Genomic DNA, 22,096 nt, shown 5'->3' with positions numbered 1-22,096 from the left:
TGAAGGACCTGCCTTGTCCCAGTGCTGTATCAATCCGAGCATCCTCTCAGCAGACTTCGTCAACCTCGAAGCCGAGCTGAAGAGGATCAGCAACGCTGACGCCGTGCATGTGGACGTCATGGACAACCACTTTGTGCCCAACCTGATCCTTGGCCTGCCGGTGGTGCAGAGGATCCAGGCGGTCAGCCCGGTTCCGCTGGATGCCCACTTGATGATTTCCGACGCCGACCGATGGGCCCCGGCCTACGCCGAAGCGGGCGTCGCGTCCGTTACCTTCCACGCCGAGGCCGCGATCGCCCCCGTGAAGCTCGCCAGGGAACTGCGGGCCCGCGGGGCAAAGGCCGGCATGGCATTGCGACCGGCCACGGCGGTGGAACCATACCTGGACATGCTGCCGGAGTTGGACATGCTGCTGATAATGACCGTGGAACCCGGCTTCGGAGGGCAGTCGTTCCTGGATATCACCCTGCCGAAAATCCGCCGTGCACGCGCCGCCATTGAGGGCTCCGGCCTGAAGGTGGCGCTCCAAGTGGACGGAGGCATCACCGAGGACACGATCCTGCGCGCCGCCGAAGCCGGGGCCAACGTTTTCGTTGCCGGTTCCGCCGTGTACGGACACGACGATCCTGCACAGGCCATCGACCGGCTGCGCGCGGCCGGAACACGGGCCCTGGCCGGTGGCGGCCCGGCGGCGTAAGTGCGCGTAGGAGCCGGTGCCACTGCATGTTACGAAGATGGCCGGGAATAGCCGGCCGCTCCGTGCGGTTGTGGCACAATAGCAATCACACATACGTGCTCCGGGGTCGGTGTAAGTCCGAACCGGCGGTCATAGTCCGCGACCCGCAAGCCCTCAGTGTCCATCCGGATCCAGAAGGCGAGCGGTTGAACCGGTGGAATTCCGGTACCGACAGTTAAAGTCTGGATGGGAGAAGCACGTACAGTCATGCTGTGTGCGTCCTTGTGCGACGCACGGCAGCGAACTGTCGTACACCCCCGGAGCCATCGCGGCTGACTGGGAAGGAACGGCATGGATTTTCTGCGATGGCTCTTCGAAGCACAGATTCCCGTAGGTGGATCTGCGCTTGTTCTACGCGAAGTGCTTGGCAACATTTTTGGGCTCGCCAGCGCCCTCGGCGGAATGCGCCGCAAAGTCTGGGCTTGGCCGGTAGGCATCCTTGGCAATGTTCTGTTGCTCACGGTGTTCCTGGGCAACGTGTTCGGCGCGGCCGCTCCCGCAACCCTTTGGGGACAGGCCGCCCGGCAGATCATGTTCATCGCGGTCGCTGTCTACGGCTGGTACCGCTGGAAGCAGGGCCGCCAGGCAGGCACCCAAGGTCCTGCCGTCGTTCCCACCTGGGCTGGGAAGAGCACCCGGCTGGTCCTGGCGGGTGCCATGATTGCAGGCACTGCGGCACTGACACCGCTCTTCGATGCCCTCGGCTCCTATCCGCCGGTGTGGGCAGATGCATGGACTTTCATGGGTTCCCTGCTGGCGACTTACGGCATGGCCCGTGGCTGGACGGAATTCTGGCTCATTTGGGTTGCGGTGGACATCGTAGGCGTGCCGTTGTTGTTCAGCGCCGGCTACTACGCCAGTGCGTTCATGTACCTGTTCTATGGTGTCTTTACCCTTGCCGGCTTCTTCGTCTGGATGCGTGCGCAACGGCGCGAGCGCCAGCCCGCGCCGGTTGGCCCTTCGGCCGTGGGAGCGGCTCCGTGACCGGCGGGGCGCCGGTGCTCCCGGAATACACACGCGCAGAGTCCGATGCCATGGAGGCGGCCCTGGCTGCGGCATTGGCCGGACCCCGAGGTGCCAACCCGCTGGTGGGGGCGGTTGTCCTGAGCCCCGACGGTGAGCAGCTCGCCGTCGGATACCACCGTGGTGCCGGTACCGCCCATGCGGAAGCGGATGCCATCCTTGAGGCCCGCCGCCGCGGTGTGAAGCTGGAGGGAACCACCATGGTGGTGACCCTGGAACCGTGCAACCATGTGGGCCGGACCGGTCCCTGTGCCCAGGCAATCATTGATGCCGGCATCGCCAGGGTGGTTTATGCAATCGACGATCCCCATGACCCGGCCGCGGGGGGAGCCCGGACGCTGCAGGCGGCGGGCGTTGAGGTACTTGCCGGATTGGCTGTGGAGCGAGCGCTGGATCTGAACCGGGACTGGTTCGACGCCGTAGCTGCCAAGCGTCCCTTCGTCACCTTGCATATCGCCCAGACGCTGGACAGCCGGATTGCGGCCGTGGACGGCACCAGCCAGTGGATTTCCAGCCCTGAGTCCCTGGCGGACAACCACGGACTGCGTGGACTCATCGACGCCATTTTGGTGGGTACCGGTACGGTACTGGTCGATAATCCGCGCCTCACTGCCCGGGCTCCTGACGGGAAGCTTGCCGGGCGGCAGCCGCTCCGCGCCGTCATGGGCTTGCGTGAAGTGCCGAAGGATGCAGCGGTCCGTGGCACGGATGGCCGGTTTGTCCAACTGACAACACGGGATCCGCGGGAGGCGTTGGGGGAACTCTTCGACCGTGGCGTGCGGCATGTGATGGTGGAAGGCGGATCCAGCATCCTGAGTACCTTCCTGGCCGCCGGGCTGGTGGACGAACTGATCGTCTACCAGGCGCCCACGTTGCTCGGGTCGGGAACACCGGCCCTGAACGACCTTGGCATCACCACGCTGGCCGACGCGCAGCACTGGTCCTGGGACGACGCCGGCGGCGGGGCCGTACGGACGTTGGGCAATGACCTCCGGCTGCATCTTCGCCCCACACGCACAGCCGCCACAAAAACCACGACTTTGGTTCCGCGCAGTGAAGCCGCGGAATTCGCCACAGGAGGACACTGATGTTTACGGGAATTGTTGCCGAACAGGGCACTGTTCTGGGTATCGAGCACGACGGCGACGCCAGCGCCACGCTCCGGCTCAAGGCGCCCACCACCACCGAAGGGCTGCCCCTGGGTGGATCGATAGCCGTCAACGGCGTGTGCCTGACGGCGACGCAGATCGACGGGCAGGATTTCAGCGTCGATGTCATGGGGGAGACCCTGGCCCGGACAACGATCGGGGAACTTGCTCCCGGGGACACCGTCAACCTTGAACGGTGTGTGCCGGCCGGCGGGCGCCTCGATGGGCATGTTGTACAGGGCCACGTTGATGGTGTCGGCGAGTTGCTGGAGCGGGAGGCCCAGGGAAACTGGGACCGCCTCCGGTTCGGAGTTCCCGCCACGCTGGCCCGGTACATCGCCGAGAAGGGCTCGATCGCCGTCGACGGCGTGTCCCTCACGGTCACCGCTGTCAGTCCAGCCTCGGAATCGGCACCGTGGTTCGAGGTTGGACTTATCCCCACCACCCTCGAAGAGACCGGGCTTGGTGCCAAGCCGGTGGGTGGCCGGGTGAACCTGGAAGTCGACGTGCTCGCGAAGTACACCGAGCGGCTGCTGGCCTTCGCCCCGCAGCCAGCATCAGGTACGGCTCCGGCAGGACCGGGGGCCGCCCGATGAACACCCCGGTAACCACAACGCCGGCAACGGTTCGCCGCCACGGGCTGGACCCGGTGGAAACCGCCATCGCGGCGATGGCCGCAGGGCAGGCCGTGATCGTGGTGGACAACGAGGACCGCGAGAACGAGGGCGACATCATTTTCGCGGCTGAACATGCCACTCCCGCACTCATGGGCTGGACCATCCGGTACTCTTCGGGCGTCATCTGCGTCCCCCTCGACGGCGAACGCGCGGACGCACTTGACCTGCCGCCCATGGTGGAGGTGAACCAGGACGCCAAGGGGACCGCGTATACGGTCTCCTGCGATGCCGCACACGGTGTCAGCACCGGGATCTCGGCCACGGACCGGGCCCTGACGGCAAGGATCCTGGCCGATCCGCGAAGCACACCGGAAGAATTGACCCGCCCGGGGCATATTTTTCCCTTGCGGGCCGTTAAGGGAGGAGTGCGTGAGCGCCCGGGCCACACGGAAGCAGCCGTGGACCTCTGCCGCTTGGCCGGGCTTGCCCCGGTGGGCGTGATCGCCGAGTTGGTCCATGACGACGGTGAAATGATGCGGCTGGACAGCCTGCGTGACTTTGCCGCTGGACACGGATGTCCCCTCATCTCGATCGAGGACCTCGTGTCCTACGTCGAGGCGGTAGAGTCCGGAGCGGCACATGTTTCACTGGCAGACGAGGAGAAGCGATGACCACATCGACAACACGCAGCAGCGACGCCATGGGAGCTGCGCCGCATCCTGTGAGCGGTGGGCCTATCGTGCAACTGCCCACGGCCTTTGGCGACTTCGTGGCTCAGGCATGGACGGATCATGAAACCGGGCACGAACACCTGGCAGTCAGTTCCCCGAACCCGCCCAGGAACGGGCAGGCACCACTGGTGCGCCTGCATTCGGAGTGCCTGACCGGTGACGTCTTCGGGTCCTACCGCTGCGACTGCGGGGAACAGCTTGCCTACGCCCTCGAGCTCATTCAGGCCGAAGGCGGCACGCTGCTGTACCTGCGGGGGCAGGAGGGGAGGGGGATCGGTCTGGCGAACAAGATCAAGGCCTATGCGCTCCAGGAAGCCGGCTTTGACACCGTGGAGGCCAACGAACAGCTGGGACTGCCGGTGGACGCGCGGTCCTACAAAGCCGCCGGCCAGATCCTGGCGGAGATGGGCCTGAGCGAAGTCAGGTTGCTGAGCAACAACCCCGACAAGCAGAACCGCCTTGCCCAGGCAGGCGTCACCGTGGTGGAGATGGTTCCCACCGAGGTTCCCTCCCGCGAACAGAACCTCCGCTACCTGCAAACCAAGAAGGACCGGATGGACCACTTGCTGGCACTCACTGTTGAGCCGGTCAGCAACGGCAAGAAGCCGGCAACAACTTTTGACAACGACCACGACTGATCGGAAACCCCCAGTACACCATGAGCGGACACGGCGCCCCTACCATCGACCTCACCACCCTCAACCCCGAGGAAACGTCCCAGCTGAAGCTCGCGATCGTTGCGGCCAGCTGGCACACACAAATCATGGACGGACTCCTTGACGGTGCCCTGCGGGCAGCCAAGGAAGCCGGCATTGCCGAACCATCGGTGATCCGGGTACCCGGCAGCTTTGAGCTCCCGGTAGCCGCCGCCAGGCTCGCACCGCACTTTGACGCCGTCGTGGCTTTGGGCGTGGTCATCCGCGGCGGCACGCCGCACTTCGATTACGTGTGCCAGGCTGCGACGTCGGGACTCACCGATGTCAGTGTCAGCACCGGAGTTCCGGTGGGCTTTGGCGTGCTGACCTGCGACACCGAGCAGCAAGGCCTGGACCGCGCCGGTCTTCCCGGTTCCACCGAGGACAAGGGCCATGAGGCCGTCACGGCTGCCCTTGCGACAGCCCTGACCCTCAAGCAGTTCAGCTAGGCCGGATCGCCAGCTGGAAGGGGATGTGGGTGTGTGTTCACTCACATCCCCTTTGTCATGCAACGGACCGGAACGCGGCGGCGGCCCCGAAGCAAGTACTCTGGAGGGCGTGAAGAATTTCGAGACGCTGTTCGCAGAACTGAGTGAGAAAGCAGCGACCCGCCCGGCAGGTTCGCGTACGGTTGCCGAACTGGACTCCGGAATCCATGGCATCGGCAAGAAAGTCGTTGAAGAAGCCGCCGAGGTCTGGATGGCAGCGGAATACGAATCCGACGAGGCCGCAGCCGAGGAAATCTCCCAGCTGCTGTACCACCTGCAGGTCCTGATGCTCGCCAAGGGCCTCAGCCTGGAAGACGTTTACAAGCATCTCTAGCCACGCCGCTCCGCGCTCTCCAAGGAGATGGCTCCCATGCCAGGGATGTCCCGATCCTGGATCCGCGCCGGGCAGCTGCGTGGCCAGTGCCTGTTCCTCTTCCACACCCAACAGAAAGCCTTCCCATGCTCCGTGTAGCAGTTCCCAACAAGGGATCCCTCTCCGAAGCCGCCTCGGCCATGCTGTCCGAGGCCGGCTACCGCCAGCGCCGCGACTCCCGCGAACTGGTCATGGTCGATCCGGACAACGACATTGAATTCTTCTTCCTGCGGCCCCGTGACATTGCCGTCTACGTAGGTCAGGGGACCTTGGACGTCGGCATTACCGGCCGCGACCTCCTGCTTGACGCGCAAGTGGAAGCCGAAGAGCTCCTGCCCCTCGGTTTCGCGGCCTCCACGTTCCGTTTCGCCGGTCCGGTGGGCGACTTCACCGGCGTCGAGCAGCTGGAAGGCAAGCGGCTCGCCACCAGCTATGACGGGCTCCTCCGCGACTACCTTGCAGACCGGGGCGTCAACGCCAAAGTGGTCCGCCTGGACGGCGCCGTAGAGTCGTCGGTCCGGCTTGGCGTTGCCGATGCGATCGCCGACGTCGTGGAAACCGGCAACACCCTCAAGGCAGCCGGCATGGAGATCTTCGGGGATCCGATCCTGAAGTCCGAGGCCGTACTCATCCGCCGCAGTGGGGAGGGCGGGGCCGCGAATGGCACCGCGAAGGAAATCGAGGTGCTGATCCGCCGCCTGCAGGGCGTCCTGGTGGCACGCCAGTACGTCCTCATGGACTACGACATCCGGAAGGACCTGGTGGAGGATGCCGCGGCGCTCACGCCCGGACTCGAATCTCCCACGGTCTCGCCGCTGCGCGACTCCGAATGGGTTGCCGTGCGGTCCATGGTTCCCAAGAAGGAAACCAACCGGATCATGGATGAACTCTACGACCTCGGCGCACGTGCGATCCTGGTCAGCAGCATCCACGCCTGCCGTATCTGACCCGGCAAAGCACCAGAGCACAGCACAACTGAGGAGCAACACATGGCTGTAGCCGTACGCGTCATCCCCTGCCTGGATGTTGACGCCGGACGCGTGGTCAAAGGCGTGAACTTTGAAGGCCTCCGGGATGCGGGCGACCCGGTCGAACTTGCCCACCGCTATGACAACGGCGGCGCGGACGAACTGACGTTCCTGGACGTCACGGCGTCGTCGGGCAACCGGGAGACCACGTTCGACGTCGTTCGCCGGACCGCCGAGGAAGTCTTCATTCCGTTGACGGTCGGTGGGGGTGTGCGGGGAGTCGCGGAGGTGGACAAGCTGCTTCGCTTCGGTGCGGACAAAGCGTCCATCAACACTGCGGCCGTGGCCAGGCCCGGGGTCATCGATGAGATCACCCGCCATTTCGGTTCACAGGTCCTGGTGCTGTCCGTAGATGCGCGGCGCATCCGTGAAGGTGACGCGCCGACGCCGTCGGGCTTTGAAGTGACCACCCACGGCGGCCGCAAGGGAACCGGCATCGACGCCGTGGCCTGGGCGAAAGAAGCCGCCGACAGGGGAGTGGGGGAAATCCTCCTGAACTCCATCGACGCCGACGGCACCAAGGACGGCTTCGATCTTGAATTGATCCGGCTGGTCCGCTCCGCCGTCACGATTCCCATCATCGCTTCCGGTGGCGCAGGGGAACCGGCACACTTCCCGCCCGCCATCGAGGCCGGCGCCGATGCCGTCCTGGCCGCCTCCGTTTTCCATTTCGGGCCGGACGACATGATTGCCCAGGTTAAAACGGCGATCCGCACGGCCGGCTTCGAAGTCCGGTAAGGAAGCACTTAACAGGAAAGGGCCACCCCGCGGGGTGGCCCTTTCCTGTTAAGCCGCAGTGTGTCAGAGGCCGATGTCCGCCGACTGGAGCAGGGCAACGGCGTCCGGTTGGCCTTCGAAGGTGACCAGGGCCTGGCTGGTCCGGCCGTGGGCGTGCATGACGAGTTCGCCTGGCTCGCCCACGATCGCCACCGACACAGGCGCCCGCTTGGCCACATGGCGCGGACCGGTGGGCCGGACGAGGACGATCCCGAGATCCACGCCGCGGTACAGGAAGGCGGCGCGCTTGATGAGGTCGTCCCAAAGGGCATCCGAATAGGCCTCGTCCAAAGCCCGTGGCGCCCAACGGTCGCCTGCGCGACGGATGTCTTCTGTGTGCACGAAGTACTCGATGAGGTTCGACGTTTCGTCCAGTGCCTTGATCTTCAAAGGCGAGAAGGCCGGGGGGCCTGCGCGGAAGGTCTTCACGAGGTTGGCGTAGTCGTCACCCGTCTTCAACTTTGCCGCAAGCTTGGCCGTCGCCTTGTCCGAGGCTTTGCCAAGGCTGGGGATCAGCAGTCCGATGCCTACCGCGGCTTTTCTCTCGCGCAGGTACAGATGCGCTGCGAGGTCCCGGGTCAGCCACCCTTCACAGAGCGTGGGGGAGTCAGGTCCGGCCGCAAGCAAAGTTTCGGCCAGTACTTCTCGGGAAGGATCGACGAAATGCATCACTTGTGAAACTAGCACGATCGCAGCGTTGTTGCGCAGAGGAACCGCCGCAGAAAATCGGTCCCTGCGGAGGCACTAGACTTGATCTGATGTCTGAGCAGTCTGCCCCCAGCCCAACTCCTGCCGTGGAGCCATCCATCGACCCCTCGGGTCCCTTGCCGCAGGAGATCGCCGGCGCCCTCAAGCGTGATGCTGCCGGGCTCGTGGCTGCCATCATCCAACAGCATGACACCCACGAGGTCCTCATGCTCGGCTGGATGGATGACGAGGCCCTGCACCGCACCATGACAACCGGACGCGTCACGTTCTATTCCCGGTCCCGGCAGGAATACTGGCGCAAGGGCGACACTTCAGGACACGTTCAGTTCGTGAAGTCCGTTGCCCTCGATTGCGACGGCGACGCCCTGCTGGTCCGTGTTGACCAGGTGGGTGCAGCCTGCCACACCGGCACCCGGACATGCTTTGACGGACGCGGCTTCACGGTCGTCACCGGCAGCCCGGACCAGGAAACCACACAGTCTCTGTAAAGACGCACCACCAAAACCAAAGGCGGAAAAGAATAGCCATGCAGGACCTTGGAATCATCAGCCCGGGCCTGGAAGAGTTCCGCGAACTCGCCGTCCACAGCCGTGTCATCCCAGTCCGACTCAAAGTCCTGGCCGACGCCGAGACCCCTATCGGGTTGTACCGCAAGCTGGCACAGGGCCAGCCCGGAACGTTCCTCATGGAGTCCGCGGCAGTGGGCGGGTCATGGTCGCGCTATTCCTTTATCGGCGCGAAGTCCCGTGCCACGCTGACCACCAAGGACGGCCAGGCACACTGGATCGGCCAGCCGCCCGTGGGCGTGCCGGTGGAGGGCACCCCCGTGGACGCCGTCCGTGACACCATCGCGGCGCTGGAAACGAAGCGCTTTGAGGGCCTGCCGCCATTCACGTCCGGCCTGGTCGGCTTCCTCGGCTGGGAAGCAGTCCGCCACTGGGAACGGCTGACCACGCCGCCCGAAGATGATCTCCAGCTTCCCGAAATGGCGCTGAACCTGGTCACCGACATGGCCGTCCATGACAACGTGGACGGTACGGTCCTGCTGATCGCGAATGCCATTAACTTCGACAACAGTTCCGAGCGCGTGGACGAGGCCTGGCACGATGCCGTGGCCCGGGTCAAGAACCTCCTGGAGCAAATCAGCACGCCGGTGGCCCAGCCGGTGTCCGTGCTGGAAACCGCTGCGCTTGATTTCGCCTCCAGCGTCCAGGAACGTTGGGACGAGGACAAGTACCTGGCTGCCATCGACCGCGGCAAGGAAGCGATCGTTGACGGCGAAGTCTTCCAGGTGGTGATTTCCCGCCGCTTCGAGATGGAGTGCGCCGCCGATCCGCTGGATGTGTACCGCGTTCTGCGGAACACCAACCCCAGCCCCTACATGTACATCTTCAGCCTGGAGGATGCCGACGGACGGGAGTACTCGATTGTGGGTTCGTCGCCCGAGGCCCTGGTAACGGTCACCGGTGGCGAGGTCATCACCCATCCGATCGCCGGCTCGCGCCCCCGCGGCAAGACCGTTGAAGCGGACAAGGCCTTGGCCGCTGAGCTGCTGGCCGACCAGAAGGAACGTGCTGAGCACCTCATGCTGGTGGACCTGTCCCGCAACGACCTCTCCAAGGTCTGCGTCGCCGGAACCGTGGATGTCACCCAGTTCATGGAGGTTGAGCGTTTCAGCCACATCATGCACCTGGTGTCCACCGTGGTGGGGGAACTCGCCCCGGATGCGAAAGCCTACGATGTCCTCAAGGCCACCTTCCCCGCCGGCACCTTGTCCGGCGCTCCGAAGCCGCGGGCGTTGCGCTTGCTGGACGAGCTCGAACCCCACCGCCGGGGCATCTACGGCGGCGTCGTGGGATACCTGGATTTCGCGGGGGACATGGACATGGCCATCGCCATCCGTTCCGCCCTGCTGCGTGAAGGCCGCGCCTACGTCCAGGCCGGTGGCGGCATCGTGGCGGACTCGCACAAACCGTCGGAAGCCTTGGAGACCGTAAACAAGGCCGCTGCCCCGCTGCGGGCTGTCCATACGGCAGGTTCGCTCCAGAATATTTCCGCTGAAACGGTTCCGGATGCAGGAACCGTCGACGGCGGGACCCCCGCCTGATGCCCGCTGAAGCACGGAGCACCGCCACGGCGACACCGGGGTGGGCGCGCAAGTCCACCTTGGTCCTGGCCACGGCAATCCTGGCCTTCGCAGTGTTCGGGGCCACAACGCAAACCTGGATCGAAGTCCATTTAGACCCCGCATCCACTGCCTCGAGCACTCTGGATGTTCCCGGGAACAAAGCGGCCACGGCCGTGACCGCGCTGGCGATCGTTGCCTTGGCAGGCGGGTTGGCAGCATCCATTGCCGGAAAGATTGCCCGCTGGATCATTGCCGCCATCGTGGTGCTTTCCGGTGCGGGGATCATTCTTGCGGCGGTCACGGTACTGGCCGACCCACTGGGGGCTGCACAAGGTTCGATCGCCGCTGCTACCGGCGTTTCCGGGGGACAGGCGGAGGTTGCCGCCACGGCGTTCCCGGTGCTCGCGATCGTGGCGGCAGCACTGCTGGCCGTGTGCGGACTGCTGTTGCCGATTGCGGGCCGCTACTGGAAAGCCCGGACCAAATACGACGCGTCAAGCCGCGGTGCGGCGCCTACTTCGGAGCCCGTCGATGAGATCGACAGCTGGGACAGGTTGTCCCGCGGCGAGGACCCCACCTAAGCCATCCGGAAGGGCCGGACACACCTGCTTCGCAACATAGCCGCCCCCAGGGCAGGTCAGAAGCGCGTTGTCCCCGGCCGCTGTCAATAAATGGCAGAATGTAAGCAGTATTCACCCTGAGGAGATTCCACATGAGCAAAACCACTGTGTCCGCAAACCAAGCAGAGTCCAAGATGGCCAGCCACGCCGACGCCATCGGCCACGGCAACAGCCCGGCTGCCTGGACCTGCGTCATTGTGATGCTCGTTGGCGCGCTGATTTGCTCCATCGCGTTCGTCATCGCCAACACCCCGATCTTCATCGGCGGTGCTGTGGTCATGGTGATCGGCCTCATTGTCGGTTGGGCCATGCGCAAGGCCGGCTACGGAGTGGGTGGCAGCAAGCTGCAGAACAACGGCCACTAACCGTGACCGTTCTTGATGACATCATCGTCGGCGTCAAGGAGGAGATGGACTCCCGACGCCGGCTCGTGTCCATCGCCGAGCTCAAGGACCGCGTTGCCGGGGCAGCCCCGGCGAGGGATGCCTGGACTGCCCTGGGTGGTCCTTCGGCTGACCGCGGGGAACTGAAGGTCATCGCGGAGATCAAACGCCGCAGCCCGTCAAAGGGAGACCTGGCACCGATCGCCGATCCCGCTTCCCTCGCAGCCCAGTACGCCGATGGTGGAGCCTCCGTCATCAGCGTGCTCACCGAGCAGCGCCGTTTCGGCGGTTCGCTGGCTGATCTCGATGCCGTACGCGCCGCCGTCGACGTTCCCTTGCTCCGCAAGGATTTCACCGTTGACGAGTACCAGCTATGGGAAGCCCGTGCCCACGGCGCCGACCTGATCCTCCTGATCGTCGCGGCACTCTCCGATGCGCAGCTTGCGGACTACAGTGCGCTCAGCCATGACCTGGGCATGAGCGTCCTGGTGGAAACGCACACGGAAGAGGAAGTTGAGCGCGCTGCGGCCGCGAACGCCAGGATTATCGGTGTCAACGTCCGCAACCTGAAGACGCTCGACGTCGACCGTTCCGTTTTCGGTTCGCTGGCCGGTTTGATTCCGGCCGGGGCAGTCGTTGTCGCCGAGTCCGGCGTGCGGACCGCGGACGACGTCTTCCAGTACGCAGCCAGCGGCGCCGACGCCATCCTGGTGGGGGAGGCGCTGGTCAGCGACTCCACGCCGCGTGAACGGATTACTGAATTCAAGGCAGCCGGAGCTGCCGCAATCGCCGCCAGGAACTGAGACAGGACCTGCAGCAAGGCGACCGTCACGAGGCAGCCCAGGCGCAGTGCGCCTGCGGCTGCCTTGTGGCACGTGGAACTAAACATTGAACCAACTCGAACAGGACGGTGAGACTGATGGTGGACGCGCCAACAGCAAGCTCGAACGAGAATGCCGCTGATGCATTCCTGCAAGGGGGAGCCTCGCTGCGCAACGCTACCGGGCCTTACTTCGGCAAGTACGGCGGACGCTGGATGCCCGAGTCCCTGATCGCTGCCTTGGACGAAGTCCAGGACACGTTCGAGAAGGCCAAGGCCGATCCGGAGTTCCTGGCACAGCTGAAGGATCTCAACAAGAACTACTCCGGCCGTCCCTCGCTCCTGACTGAAGCCCAGCGTTTCTCGGAGCATGCCGGCGGGGCACGGATCTTCCTCAAGCGCGAGGACCTGAACCACACAGGTTCGCACAAGATCAACAACGTCCTCGGCCAAGCACTGCTCGCCAAGCGCATGGGCAAGACCCGCGTCATCGCCGAAACCGGTGCAGGCCAGCACGGCGTTGCAAGTGCCACGGCGGCAGCACTGCTCGGCCTCGAGTGCGTGGTGTACATGGGTGCCGAGGACTGCCGGCGCCAGGCACTCAACGTTGCACGGATGCAGCTGCTCGGCGCCACCGTCGTGCCGGTGACCAACGGTTCGCAAACGCTCAAGGACGCCATCAATGATGCTTTGCGCGACTGGGTATCCAACGTTGACACCACCCACTACCTCCTGGGCACTGCTGCTGGTGCGCACCCGTTCCCGGCCATGGTCCGCTTCTTCCATGAGGTGATCGGGGAGGAAGCCCGTGCCCAGATCCTGGAGCAGACAGGCAAGCTGCCCGACGCCGTCTGCGCCTGCATTGGCGGCGGCTCGAACGCCATCGGCTTGTTCCACAGCTTCCTGGACGACGCTTCGGTCAAGATCTATGGATTTGAAGCCGGTGGCGAGGGGCTTGAGACCGGCCGCCACGCGGCTGCCATCTCCCTGGGCCGCCCCGGCGTCCTCCACGGTGCCCGCTCGTACCTCATGCAGGACGAGGACGGACAGACCATTGAATCGCACTCGATCTCCGCGGGGCTGGACTACCCCAGCGTCGGCCCCGAGCACTCCTACCTTGCCGACATCGGACGCGTTACGTACGAGCCGATCACGGACACCGAAGCCATGGATGCCTTCAGCCTCCTCTGCCGTACCGAGGGAATCATCCCGGCCATCGAGTCCTCGCACGCCCTCGCCGGCGCCATCAAGGTGGGCCGACGCCTCACCGAAGGCAAGGACAATCCCGCCGACGTCACGATCATCGTCAACCTCTCCGGCCGTGGAGACAAGGACGTTGAGACAGCGGCGGCCTGGTTCAACATGCTGGACGAGGAAGGCCACGTGAAGGGAACCACCCTGTCCACCCGCAAGCCGAAAGGGCCTGCCGAGCGCGTTGCCGGGCCCGCCGTGGACGTAGATGAGGACCAGAACTGATGACTGAACACTTTGCCAGCAAGTCCGCAGCCGCCATCGACCGCGCCAAGGCCGAGGGGCGGGCAGCCCTCGTGGGATACCTCCCCGCGGGTTACCCCACCGTGCAGGCGAGCATCGACGCCGGCATTGCCCTGGCGCGCAATGGTGCCGACCTGATCGAGATCGGCATCCCGTATTCCGACCCCGTCATGGATGGCCCCGTGATCCAGGCGGCCACCACGGAGGCGATTGCCAACGGATTCCGCGTAGCGGACGTCTTCGACGTCGTCGCCGGAATCACGGCCGTCACTGACGCTGCCGTGCTGGTGATGACGTACTGGAACCCGGTGATGCGGCTGGGCGTGGACGACTTCTCCCGCCGCCTGGCTGAAGCCGGGGGAGCAGGGCTCATCACCCCGGACCTGATCCCGGACGAGGCCGCGGAATGGTTCGAGGCCTCGGACAAGTACGGACTTGACCGCGTGTTCCTGGTGGCTCCCTCCTCCACGCCTGAACGGCTGGACATGACCGTGAAGGCCAGCCGTGGCTTTGTGTACGGGGTATCCATCATGGGTGTCACAGGAGCCCGCCAGTCCGTGAGCAGCAGCGCCGAAGACGTCGTGGCCCGCGCCCACGCTGCCGGCGCCGAGCGCGTGTGTGTCGGCCTGGGTGTTTCCAGTCCTGACCACGTCCGCGAAATCGCTGCGTACGCTGACGGAGTCATTGTGGGTTCAGCACTCGTCGCGGCACTGCGCGACGGTGGCGTGGACGCCGTCGGGCAACTCACCAAGAACCTCAGCGCCGGTCTTGGCCGGGCCGCTGCAGACGCCTAAAGAAGGAAGCAACGAAGCCCCATGCAGACCGTCCTCCACGCAGCGGCAATGGTTCCCCTGAGCATTCCGAGCCCCACCTGGTCCGGTTTCGACATTCCACTGCCGTGGGGGACGTTGCGTATCCACGCATACGCCCTCTGCATCCTGGCGGGCATCGTGGTCGGCCTGTGGCTGACGTCCGCCCGCTGGAAGCGCCGTGGGACCCCCGAGGGCAGCCTCTGGGACATCGCCATCTGGGCGATCCCCTTTGGCATCATCGGCGGCCGTCTCTACCACGTGTTCTCTTCGCCGGACGCATACTTCGGTCCGGGGTTTGACGGCACGGGGGATCTGTCGCTGATACCCCAGATCCAGCGTGGCGGCCTGGGCATCTGGGGTGCGGTGCTCCTGGGTGCCGTGGGCGCATGGATAGGCTGCCGCAGGGCAGGCGTCAAGCTCACTGCGTTCCTGGACGCCGCCGCCCCGGGGCTGCTCCTCGCCCAGGCGATCGGCCGGTGGGGGAACTGGTTCAACCAGGAGCTGTTCGGCGCTCCCACCACCCTGCCGTGGGGCCTGCAGATCGATCCGGCCAATGCCAATTTCCCGGCCGGCATGCCCGCAGACACGCTGTTCCACCCCACATTCCTCTATGAGTTCCTGTGGAACCTGTTGGGCGTGGCGATCCTCCTCCTGCTGGACCGCAGGTTCTCGTTCCGCCGTGGCCGGCTGTTCTGGCTGTACGCGATGTACTACACCCTGGGCCGGGTCTGGATCGAGGCGCTCAGGATAGACGACGCCGAGCAGATCAGCCTCTTCGGCATCACCACGCGGCTTAATGTTTGGACGAGTATCCTCGTGTTCCTCCTTGCGTTGGCCCTCTTCATCGTGCTGGGCCGGGGCGGCAAAAATGAGCGGGAGAGCGCGTATCTGCCAGGACGCGAGCCCAAAGCTGCAGCCGCGGGTGAAACCTCTCCCGTGACCAGCGTCACCAGTCATGATGCGGACCCATCTGTCTCGGATAGTGGTTCCCGTGGTAATCTCCCAGATAACCAAAGCGATCCGGGCCACGTTGACGAGCCGCAGGATGCAGCAGGGGATCCGGCCAAAGGCACCCAGGCCAGCGCCGGATCTGACTCTGCTGCGGCTGCCGCAAGGAAGGCCCCCGGATCCTCGCCGGCGGTTGACGACACCAAGTAGTCACCGCAGGTAAAGGGGCAACAGAGTCACCGCTCGGAGGGCCCAGTCCACAGCGTCGTGGCACCCCGGAAACCGGATCGCAGCATACCGATGTTCACCGGTCTTGCCGGGGCCAGAGGTCTGCGTAACTGTTCGTTGCGCATGATCGGCTGGCCTACAATTTCCACTAACTAGCGCTTTGTTGTGCCCATCACAAGGGCAGGCAAGGTGGGGCCAACGTTGTCCCTTCCATACGCACGATCACGAGGAAGGACGTCTCCCATGACCCATCTTCATAACCCCGGTTGGTCCGAAAACATCGAACCTCAGGGCGCCACGTCTCCGTTCAAGCGCTTCGCCGCGCTGCCGGAGGCACAGGGACTCTACTCCCCGGACAAGGAGAAGGACGCCTGCGGCCTGGCTATCATTGCCACGCTTCGCGGCGAACCGGGATACGACATCGTCGAAGCGGCGCTGACCGCCCTCCGCAACCTGGAACACCGCGGCGCAGTTGGCGCCGACGAGGGCACCGGTGACGGCGCAGGCCTCCTGATGCAGATTCCGGATGAGTTCTTCCGCGCAGTCACTGAATTTGAGCTGCCGGCCCCCGGACAGTACGTGGCAGGCACCGCCTTCCTCCCCGCCGAGCCGCGTGAGGCTTCCACGGCCAAGGCCGGAATCGAGGCACTCGCCGCGGATGAGGGCCTGACGGTCCTTGGCTGGCGCGAAGTTCCGGTGGTTGCGGACCTCGTGGGCGCGATGGCCCGTGCGTGCATGCCGTACTTCTCCCAGCCGTTCCTTGCCTCCGCCACCGGTGAGCAGTTGGAGCGCAACGAACTCGATTCCCGCGCCTGGCGCATCCGCAAGCGCGCGCAGAACAAGTTCGGCGTCTACTTCCCGTCCCTGTCCTCCCGCACCATCGTGTACAAGGGCATGCTGACCACGGCCCAGCTGGAGCCGTTCTACCCGGACCTTTCGGACAAGCGCTTCAAGACGAAGCTTGCGATCGTCCACTCGCGTTTCTCCACCAACACGTTCCCCTCCTGGCCGTTGGCCCAGCCTTTCCGCACGATCGCGCACAACGGTGAAATCAACACGGTCAAAGGCAACCGCAACTGGATGCGCGCACGCCAATCCCAGCTTGCGAGCCCGCTGCTGGGAGACACCCCGGAAGAGCTGTACCCGATCTGCACCCCCGGTGCTTCCGACTCGGCGTCCTTCGATGAAGTTGCCGAACTCCTGTGGCTCTCCGGCCGCCCCATCACGCACTCCATCATGATGATGATCCCGGAGGCCTGGGAAAACCATGCCACCATGGATCCGGCACGCCGTGCGTTCTATGAGTACCACTCGCTGCTCATGGAACCGTGGGATGGTCCTGCCGCTGTGTCCTTCACCGACGGCAACCTCGTCGGGGCCACCCTGGACCGCAACGGCCTGCGCCCCGGTCGCTACTGGATCACCGAAGACGGCCTGATCGTCTTCGCGTCCGAAGTTGGCGTGATCGAAATTGAGCCGTCCAACGTGGTCAAGAAGGGTCGTGTGGCCCCCGGCAAGATGTTCCTGGTGGACACCGAAGCCGGCCGCATCATCGACGACGCCGAGGTAAAGGCCGAGGTCGCAGCGGCCAACCCGTGGGCCGAATGGCTCAAGGACAACCTGATCGACATCAACGAGCTTCCCGAGCGTGAGCACGTGGTCCACACCGCTGCCTCGGTGAACATCCGGCAGCGGACCTTCGGCTACACCACGGAGGAACTGAAGATCCTGATCGGACCGATGGCCCGTACCGGTGCAGAACCGCTGGGTGCCATGGGCTCCGACACTCCGGTCGCCGTGCTCTCCAAGCGTCCCCGCCTGCTGTTCGACTACTTCGTGCAGTCGTTTGCGCAGGTCACCAACCCGCCGTTGGATGCCATCCGCGAGGAACTGGTCACGTCACTGAAGTGCGCCATCGGGCCCAACGGCAACCTCCTTGACGGCAAGCAGGTCCGCCAGCCGCAGATCTCGTTGCCTTTCCCTGTGATCAACAACGACCAGCTCGCCAAGATCGCCAACATCGAGAACGCCGACGGCGACCGCATCGCCATGAAGGTGCGCGGCCTTTACCGCCCCGAGGGCGGCGAAGCAGCACTGCGTGCCCGCCTCACGGAAATCTGTGAGCAGGTTTCCGGCGCCATCAACCGCGGCGTACAGTACATCGTGCTGTCCGACCGCGACTCCAACGCCCAGTGGGCACCCATTCCGTCGCTCCTGCTGGTCAGCGCCGTCCATCACCACCTGCTCCGCAGCGCCAACCGCACCAAGACCGCGCTGGTGGTCGAGGCCGGCGACGTCCGCGAGACGCACCACGTGGCAGTACTCATCGGTTATGGCGCCTCGGCAGTGAACCCGTACCTTGCCATGGAATCGGTGGAACAGCTGATCGCAGAGGGTGACGTCGCAGGTGTCACCCCTGAAGACGGTGTCTACAACCTCATCAAGGGCCTGGGCAAGGGCGTCCTGAAGATCATGTCCAAGATGGGCATCTCCACGGTGGCTTCCTACACGGGTGCCCAGACGTTCGAGGCACTGGGCCTTTCCCAGGAGCTCGTTGACGAATTCTTCTCGGGCACGCATTCCCAGCTGGGCGGCGTGGGCCTGGACGTTATCGCCGCCGAAGTTTCCGCCCGCCACCAGATGGCGTACCCGGAAGGTGGCATCGAGCACCCGCACCGCCCGCTGCTTGGCGGCGGCGAGTACCAGTGGCGCCGCGACGGCGAACCGCACCTCTTCAACCCGGAGACGGTGTTCCGCCTGCAGCACGCCACCCGGGAACGCCGCTACGACATCTTCAAGTCCTACACCAAGGGCGTTGACGACCAATCCCAGAACCTGATGACCCTTCGTGGTTTGCTCAAGTTCAAGGACGGCATCCGCCCGGCAGTTCCGCTGGAGGAAGTCGAGCCGGTATCCAGCATCGTCAAGCGTTTCTCCACGGGTGCCATGAGCTACGGCTCCATTTCCAAGGAAGCCCACGAAACACTCGCCATCGCCATGAACCGCCTGGGCGCCAAGTCCAACACCGGCGAAGGCGGCGAAGACGTGGAGCGTCTCCTTGACCCCGAGCGCCGGTCCGCCATCAAGCAGATCGCATCCGGCCGCTTTGGTGTCACCAGCCTGTACCTGACCAACGCCGACGACATCCAGATCAAGATGGCACAGGGCGCCAAGCCCGGTGAAGGGGGCCAGCTCATGGCCCAGAAGGTCTACCCCTGGGTAGCCCGCACCCGCCACTCAACCCCTGGCGTCGGGCTCATCTCCCCGCCCCCGCACCACGACATCTACTCGATCGAGGACCTGGCGCAGCTCATCTACGATGCCAAGCGCGCCAACCCTTCGGCCCGGGTACATGTGAAGCTCGTTTCGGAAGTCGGGATCGGCACGGTGGCGTCCGGCGTCACCAAGGCGAAGGCCGACGTCGTGCTTGTCTCAGGTCACGACGGCGGTACCGGCGCCTCGCCGCTGAACTCGCTGAAGCACGCGGGCGTGCCCTGGGAACTTGGCCTGGCCGAGACCCAGCAGACCCTGATGCTCAACGGCCTCCGCGACCGTGTTGTGGTTCAGGTGGACGGCCAGCTCAAGACTGGACGCGATGTTGTCATCGCTGCCCTGCTGGGTGGCGAGGAATACGGCTTCGCCACTGCTCCGCTGGTGGTTGAAGGCTGCATCATGATGCGCGTGTGCCACCTGGACACCTGCCCGGTGGGCGTTGCCACGCAGAACCCGGAGCTTCGTGCCCGGTTCACCGGCAAGCCCGAGTTCGTGGTCAACTTCTTCGAATTCCTTGCCGAGGAAGTCCGCGAAATCCTGGCCGAGCTCGGTTTCCGCAGCCTTGAAGAGGCAATCGGACACTCAGAGGTGCTGGATACCCGTGAGGCTATCGATCACTGGAAGGCAGAAGGACTGGACCTCGATCCGATCCTCCACGGCCTTGAGTTCGACGACGACGTTCCGCTGCGCAACATGGTGGGCCAGAACCATGAGCTGGACAAGCACTTCGACCAGCGCCTGATCACCATGGCCCAGGAAGCCCTCAGCGACCGCATGCCGGTCAAGATCACCCTGGACGTCATCAACACCGACCGTTCCGTGGGCACGATGCTGGGCCATGTGGTGACCAAGACGTTCGGCACGGATGTACTGGCAACCGACACGATCGATGTCACCCTCAACGGCACCGCCGGCCAGTCCCTGGGCGCCTTCCTGCCCGCAGGCATCACCCTGCGCATGTTCGGCGACTCCAACGACTACGTCGGCAAGGGTCTCTCAGGTGGACGCATTATCGTCCGCCCGGACCGCACCAACGTCTTCCAGGCGGAGCGTAACGTCATTGCCGGCAACGTCATTGGTTACGGTGCCACCAGCGGTGAAATGTTCCTTCGCGGGCAGGTCGGCGAACGCTTCCTGGTCCGCAACTCCGGTGCCACGGCCGTCGTCGAAGGTATCGGCGACCACGGTTGCGAGTACATGACCGGTGGCCAGACGCTGATCATCGGCCGCACCGGCCGCAACTTCGGTGCCGGCATGTCCGGTGGAACCGCCTACGTGCTTGACCTGCAGCCTGAGCGCGTCAACAAGCAGGCCCTCGACTCCGGCGAACTCCAGCTCCTGGAACTGGATGCCGAAGACCGCGACATCGTTCACGGCCTGCTCACCAAGCACGTGGAGGAAACCGAATCCGTCCTGGCCGGCCGTCTGCTCGAAAACTTCGACGACACTGCCGCCCGCATCACCAAAGTACTGCCGCGCGACTACGCCGCAGTCCTGCAAACCCGTCTCGACGCCATCGAAGAGGGACTCGACCCCGATGGCGAAGAAGTATGGTCTCGAATCCTGGAGGTAACCGGTGGCTGATCCACGCGGATTTCTGAAAGTCCGGCAGCGCGAGACGCAGCCACGCCGTCCTGTCCCGGTCCGCATCATGGACTGGAAGGAAGTGTACGAAGCCCAGGAGAAGGGTGTCCTGAGGAGCCAGGCGGGCCGCTGCATGGACTGCGGCATCCCGTTCTGCCACCAGGGCTGCCCGCTGGGCAACCTCATTCCCGAGTGGAACGACCTCATGTGGCGGGACAAGGGTGAAGAGGCCATTGAGCGCCTCCACGCCACCAACAACTTCCCGGAGTGGACCGGCCGCCTGTGCCCGGCTCCCTGTGAAGCGTCCTGTGTTCTGGGCATCAACCAGCCTGCTGTGACCATCAAGCAGGTTGAGGTTTCCATCATTGACGAAGCGTTCGACAACAACTGGGTCCAGCCTCTGCCCCCGACCCGCCTGACAGGCAAGACGGTGGCCGTGGTTGGTTCCGGTCCCGCCGGCCTTGCTGCTGCCCAGCAGTTGACCCGCGTTGGCCACACGGTTGCCGTGTACGAGCGCGACGATAAAATCGGCGGACTGCTCCGCTACGGCATCCCTGACTTCAAAATGGAGAAGGAACAGGTCGACCGCCGCCTGGAGCAGATGAAAGCTGAAGGCACGCGCTTCCGCACCGGCGTCGCAGTGGGTACCGACGTCACGTGGGAGCAATTGCGCCGCCGTTACGACGCCGTCGTAGTGGCCACCGGTGCCACGCTGCCGCGCGACCTGCCCATCCCTGGCCGCGACCTGGACGGCGTCCACTTCGCCATGGACTACCTGGTTCCGTCGAACCGTGTGGTGGCAGGGGAGAGCCCCGAAAACCACATCGATGCCCGTGGCAAGCACGTGGTCATCCTCGGCGGCGGCGACACCGGTGCGGACTGCATCGGTACCGCGCACCGCCAGCAGGCCGCATCCGTGACCACTTTGGCGATCGGCAAGCAGCCTCCGCTGGAGCGCGCCGCACACCAGCCGTGGCCGACGTTCCCCACCCTTTTCGAGGTCGCCAGCGCCCACGAAGAAGGCGGAGAGCGCACCTACCTGGCATCCACCGTTGAGTTCGTCGGCGAGAACGGCAAGCTCACCGGCGTCAAGGTGGCTGAAACGGAATTCGTGGAGGGCAGGCGCCTGCCGAAGGCCGGAACCGAGCGGGTCATCCCCGCGGATCTCGTCTTCCTCAGCCTGGGCTTCACCGGAGCCGAGCCGGCCGGGATCACGGAACAAGTAAGTGCAGAGTTTGACGGTCGGGGCAACGTGGCCCGCGACGGCTACTACATGACGAACACAGAGGGTGTGTTCGTCGCCGGTGACGCCGGTCGTGGCCAGTCCCTGATTGTGTGGGCCATCGCGGAAGGCCGCGCCTGCGCGGCCGCGGTGGACAAGTTCCTCATGGGAAGCACAATCCTCCCGGCACCGGTCGCCCCCACAGACCGGGCGATCGCGGTCTTATAGCGCGGGCAGGACCTTTTCTTTACTCAAACACC

The 22,096-nt window shown here is 64.7% G+C and carries 21 protein-coding genes and 1 riboswitch; of the genes, 20 read left to right on the top strand and 1 reads right to left on the bottom strand.

The features are described from left to right. The first annotated feature begins 13 nt into the window (after positions 1–13). The 10 genes from rpe to hisF all read left to right on the top strand — a co-directional run bounded on the left by rpe (position 14) and on the right by hisF (position 7,577). Entirely contained in the window at positions 14–697 is a 684-nt protein-coding gene (gene rpe, locus ACSVIE_RS01625) for a ribulose-phosphate 3-epimerase (RefSeq protein ID WP_442422821.1), read from the top strand. Between the two features lie 91 nt (positions 698–788). Further along, a riboswitch (FMN riboswitch) is annotated at positions 789–939 on the top strand. Positions 940–1,027: 88 nt separating this feature from the next. After that, on the top strand, positions 1,028–1,720 hold the full coding sequence (gene pnuC, locus ACSVIE_RS01620; protein ID WP_426007162.1) for a nicotinamide riboside transporter PnuC: 693 nt from the start codon (positions 1,028–1,030) through the stop codon (positions 1,718–1,720). 50 nt (positions 1,721–1,770) lie between these two features. Further along, on the top strand, positions 1,771–2,847 hold the full coding sequence (gene ribD / locus ACSVIE_RS01615) for a bifunctional diaminohydroxyphosphoribosylaminopyrimidine deaminase/5-amino-6-(5-phosphoribosylamino)uracil reductase RibD (RefSeq protein ID WP_442422903.1): 1,077 nt from the start codon (positions 1,771–1,773) through the stop codon (positions 2,845–2,847). Then, positions 2,847–3,503: a riboflavin synthase gene (locus ACSVIE_RS01610; RefSeq protein ID WP_442422820.1), complete on the top strand. Its 657-nt coding sequence runs from the start codon at positions 2,847–2,849 to the stop codon at positions 3,501–3,503. The genes ribD and ACSVIE_RS01610 overlap by 1 nt, the downstream gene beginning before the upstream one ends. After that, complete coding sequence (gene ribB / locus ACSVIE_RS01605; RefSeq protein WP_426007166.1) at positions 3,500–4,195, top strand: 3,4-dihydroxy-2-butanone-4-phosphate synthase; 696 nt, start codon at positions 3,500–3,502, stop codon at positions 4,193–4,195. The genes ACSVIE_RS01610 and ribB overlap by 4 nt, the downstream gene beginning before the upstream one ends. After that, on the top strand, positions 4,192–4,893 hold the full coding sequence (gene ribA, locus ACSVIE_RS01600) for a GTP cyclohydrolase II (RefSeq protein ID WP_426007168.1): 702 nt from the start codon (positions 4,192–4,194) through the stop codon (positions 4,891–4,893). Before ribB ends, ribA begins: the two co-directional genes overlap by 4 nt. A 20-nt stretch (positions 4,894–4,913) precedes the next feature. Beyond that, positions 4,914–5,399, top strand: coding sequence for a 6,7-dimethyl-8-ribityllumazine synthase (ribH, locus tag ACSVIE_RS01595; protein WP_426007170.1), 486 nt, complete (start codon positions 4,914–4,916; stop codon positions 5,397–5,399). A gap of 109 nt (positions 5,400–5,508) precedes the next feature. Then, positions 5,509–5,772 (top strand): phosphoribosyl-ATP diphosphatase, encoded by a 264-nt coding sequence (locus ACSVIE_RS01590; protein ID WP_018778638.1) that lies wholly within the window; start codon positions 5,509–5,511, stop codon positions 5,770–5,772. Between the two features lie 125 nt (positions 5,773–5,897). Further along, positions 5,898–6,758 carry an ATP phosphoribosyltransferase gene (hisG, locus tag ACSVIE_RS01585; protein WP_426007172.1) on the top strand — a complete coding sequence of 287 codons (861 nt, stop codon included), beginning with the start codon at positions 5,898–5,900 and terminating at the stop codon, positions 6,756–6,758. Positions 6,759–6,800: 42 nt separating this feature from the next. Continuing rightward, positions 6,801–7,577 carry an imidazole glycerol phosphate synthase subunit HisF gene (hisF, locus tag ACSVIE_RS01580; RefSeq protein ID WP_426007173.1) on the top strand — a complete coding sequence of 259 codons (777 nt, stop codon included), beginning with the start codon at positions 6,801–6,803 and terminating at the stop codon, positions 7,575–7,577. Positions 7,578–7,640: 63 nt separating this feature from the next. On the opposite strand, the gene ACSVIE_RS01575 is transcribed toward hisF, so the two are convergent. Further along, the gene (locus ACSVIE_RS01575; RefSeq protein WP_442422902.1) at positions 7,641–8,285 is read right to left on the bottom strand and encodes a TIGR03085 family metal-binding protein; all 645 of its coding nucleotides are present in this window, start codon (positions 8,283–8,285) and stop codon (positions 7,641–7,643) included. Between the two features lie 89 nt (positions 8,286–8,374). Between ACSVIE_RS01575 and hisI the strand changes: the two genes are divergently transcribed. The 10 genes from hisI to ACSVIE_RS01525 all read left to right on the top strand — a co-directional run bounded on the left by hisI (position 8,375) and on the right by ACSVIE_RS01525 (position 22,064). Then, positions 8,375–8,812: a phosphoribosyl-AMP cyclohydrolase gene (hisI, locus tag ACSVIE_RS01570; RefSeq protein ID WP_442422819.1), complete on the top strand. Its 438-nt coding sequence runs from the start codon at positions 8,375–8,377 to the stop codon at positions 8,810–8,812. Positions 8,813–8,850: 38 nt separating this feature from the next. Beyond that, complete coding sequence (locus tag ACSVIE_RS01565; RefSeq protein ID WP_442422818.1) at positions 8,851–10,431, top strand: anthranilate synthase component I; 1,581 nt, start codon at positions 8,851–8,853, stop codon at positions 10,429–10,431. Further along, complete coding sequence (locus ACSVIE_RS01560) at positions 10,431–11,033, top strand: Trp biosynthesis-associated membrane protein (protein ID WP_426007178.1); 603 nt, start codon at positions 10,431–10,433, stop codon at positions 11,031–11,033. Before ACSVIE_RS01565 ends, ACSVIE_RS01560 begins: the two co-directional genes overlap by 1 nt. 131 nt (positions 11,034–11,164) lie before the next feature. Beyond that, positions 11,165–11,437 carry an HGxxPAAW family protein gene (locus tag ACSVIE_RS01555; protein ID WP_426007179.1) on the top strand — a complete coding sequence of 91 codons (273 nt, stop codon included), beginning with the start codon at positions 11,165–11,167 and terminating at the stop codon, positions 11,435–11,437. A gap of 2 nt (positions 11,438–11,439) precedes the next feature. Next, positions 11,440–12,258, top strand: a complete 819-nt coding sequence (gene trpC / locus ACSVIE_RS01550) for an indole-3-glycerol phosphate synthase TrpC (RefSeq protein WP_442422817.1) — start codon at positions 11,440–11,442, stop codon at positions 12,256–12,258. A gap of 116 nt (positions 12,259–12,374) precedes the next feature. After that, on the top strand, positions 12,375–13,751 hold the full coding sequence (gene trpB, locus ACSVIE_RS01545; RefSeq protein WP_442422816.1) for a tryptophan synthase subunit beta: 1,377 nt from the start codon (positions 12,375–12,377) through the stop codon (positions 13,749–13,751). Continuing rightward, complete coding sequence (gene trpA, locus ACSVIE_RS01540) at positions 13,751–14,563, top strand: tryptophan synthase subunit alpha (RefSeq protein ID WP_442422815.1); 813 nt, start codon at positions 13,751–13,753, stop codon at positions 14,561–14,563. Before trpB ends, trpA begins: the two co-directional genes overlap by 1 nt. A 21-nt stretch (positions 14,564–14,584) precedes the next feature. Next, positions 14,585–15,739 carry a prolipoprotein diacylglyceryl transferase gene (lgt, locus tag ACSVIE_RS01535; protein WP_426007183.1) on the top strand — a complete coding sequence of 385 codons (1,155 nt, stop codon included), beginning with the start codon at positions 14,585–14,587 and terminating at the stop codon, positions 15,737–15,739. A gap of 261 nt (positions 15,740–16,000) precedes the next feature. Continuing rightward, complete coding sequence (gene gltB, locus ACSVIE_RS01530) at positions 16,001–20,614, top strand: glutamate synthase large subunit (RefSeq protein ID WP_442422814.1); 4,614 nt, start codon at positions 16,001–16,003, stop codon at positions 20,612–20,614. Continuing rightward, positions 20,607–22,064, top strand: coding sequence for a glutamate synthase subunit beta (locus ACSVIE_RS01525; protein WP_426007185.1), 1,458 nt, complete (start codon positions 20,607–20,609; stop codon positions 22,062–22,064). Before gltB ends, ACSVIE_RS01525 begins: the two co-directional genes overlap by 8 nt. Positions 22,065–22,096 lie beyond the last annotated feature (32 nt).

Origin of the sequence: Paenarthrobacter sp. NCHU4564 (assembly GCF_052156435.1) — a bacterium.
Lineage (GTDB): Bacteria > Actinomycetota > Actinomycetes > Actinomycetales > Micrococcaceae > Arthrobacter.
Note: the sequence above shows the minus strand (reverse complement) of the source record. Positions and strands in the feature narration are given on the sequence as shown.

Excerpts from the sequence above, each read along its gene's own strand:
- ACSVIE_RS01575 (WP_442422902.1), bottom strand. The coding sequence starts at position 8,285 with ATGCATTTCGTCGATCCTTCCCGAGAAGTACTGGCCGAAACTTTGCTT.
- trpA (WP_442422815.1), top strand. The coding sequence starts at position 13,751 with ATGACTGAACACTTTGCCAGCAAGTCCGCAGCCGCCATCGACCGCGCC.
- gltB (WP_442422814.1), top strand. The coding sequence starts at position 16,001 with ATGACCCATCTTCATAACCCCGGTTGGTCCGAAAACATCGAACCTCAG.
- ribA (WP_426007168.1), top strand. The coding sequence starts at position 4,192 with ATGACCACATCGACAACACGCAGCAGCGACGCCATGGGAGCTGCGCCG.
- ribD (WP_442422903.1), top strand. The coding sequence starts at position 1,771 with ATGGAGGCGGCCCTGGCTGCGGCATTGGCCGGACCCCGAGGTGCCAAC.
- hisG (WP_426007172.1), top strand. The coding sequence starts at position 5,898 with ATGCTCCGTGTAGCAGTTCCCAACAAGGGATCCCTCTCCGAAGCCGCC.
- trpB (WP_442422816.1), top strand. The coding sequence starts at position 12,375 with ATGGTGGACGCGCCAACAGCAAGCTCGAACGAGAATGCCGCTGATGCA.
- hisF (WP_426007173.1), top strand. The coding sequence starts at position 6,801 with ATGGCTGTAGCCGTACGCGTCATCCCCTGCCTGGATGTTGACGCCGGA.
- ribB (WP_426007166.1), top strand. The coding sequence starts at position 3,500 with ATGAACACCCCGGTAACCACAACGCCGGCAACGGTTCGCCGCCACGGG.
- pnuC (WP_426007162.1), top strand. The coding sequence starts at position 1,028 with ATGGATTTTCTGCGATGGCTCTTCGAAGCACAGATTCCCGTAGGTGGA.
- hisI (WP_442422819.1), top strand. The coding sequence starts at position 8,375 with ATGTCTGAGCAGTCTGCCCCCAGCCCAACTCCTGCCGTGGAGCCATCC.
- ACSVIE_RS01610 (WP_442422820.1), top strand. The coding sequence starts at position 2,847 with ATGTTTACGGGAATTGTTGCCGAACAGGGCACTGTTCTGGGTATCGAG.
- lgt (WP_426007183.1), top strand. The coding sequence starts at position 14,585 with ATGCAGACCGTCCTCCACGCAGCGGCAATGGTTCCCCTGAGCATTCCG.
- ACSVIE_RS01560 (WP_426007178.1), top strand. The coding sequence starts at position 10,431 with ATGCCCGCTGAAGCACGGAGCACCGCCACGGCGACACCGGGGTGGGCG.
- ribH (WP_426007170.1), top strand. The coding sequence starts at position 4,914 with ATGAGCGGACACGGCGCCCCTACCATCGACCTCACCACCCTCAACCCC.
- ACSVIE_RS01565 (WP_442422818.1), top strand. The coding sequence starts at position 8,851 with ATGCAGGACCTTGGAATCATCAGCCCGGGCCTGGAAGAGTTCCGCGAA.
- ACSVIE_RS01555 (WP_426007179.1), top strand. The coding sequence starts at position 11,165 with ATGAGCAAAACCACTGTGTCCGCAAACCAAGCAGAGTCCAAGATGGCC.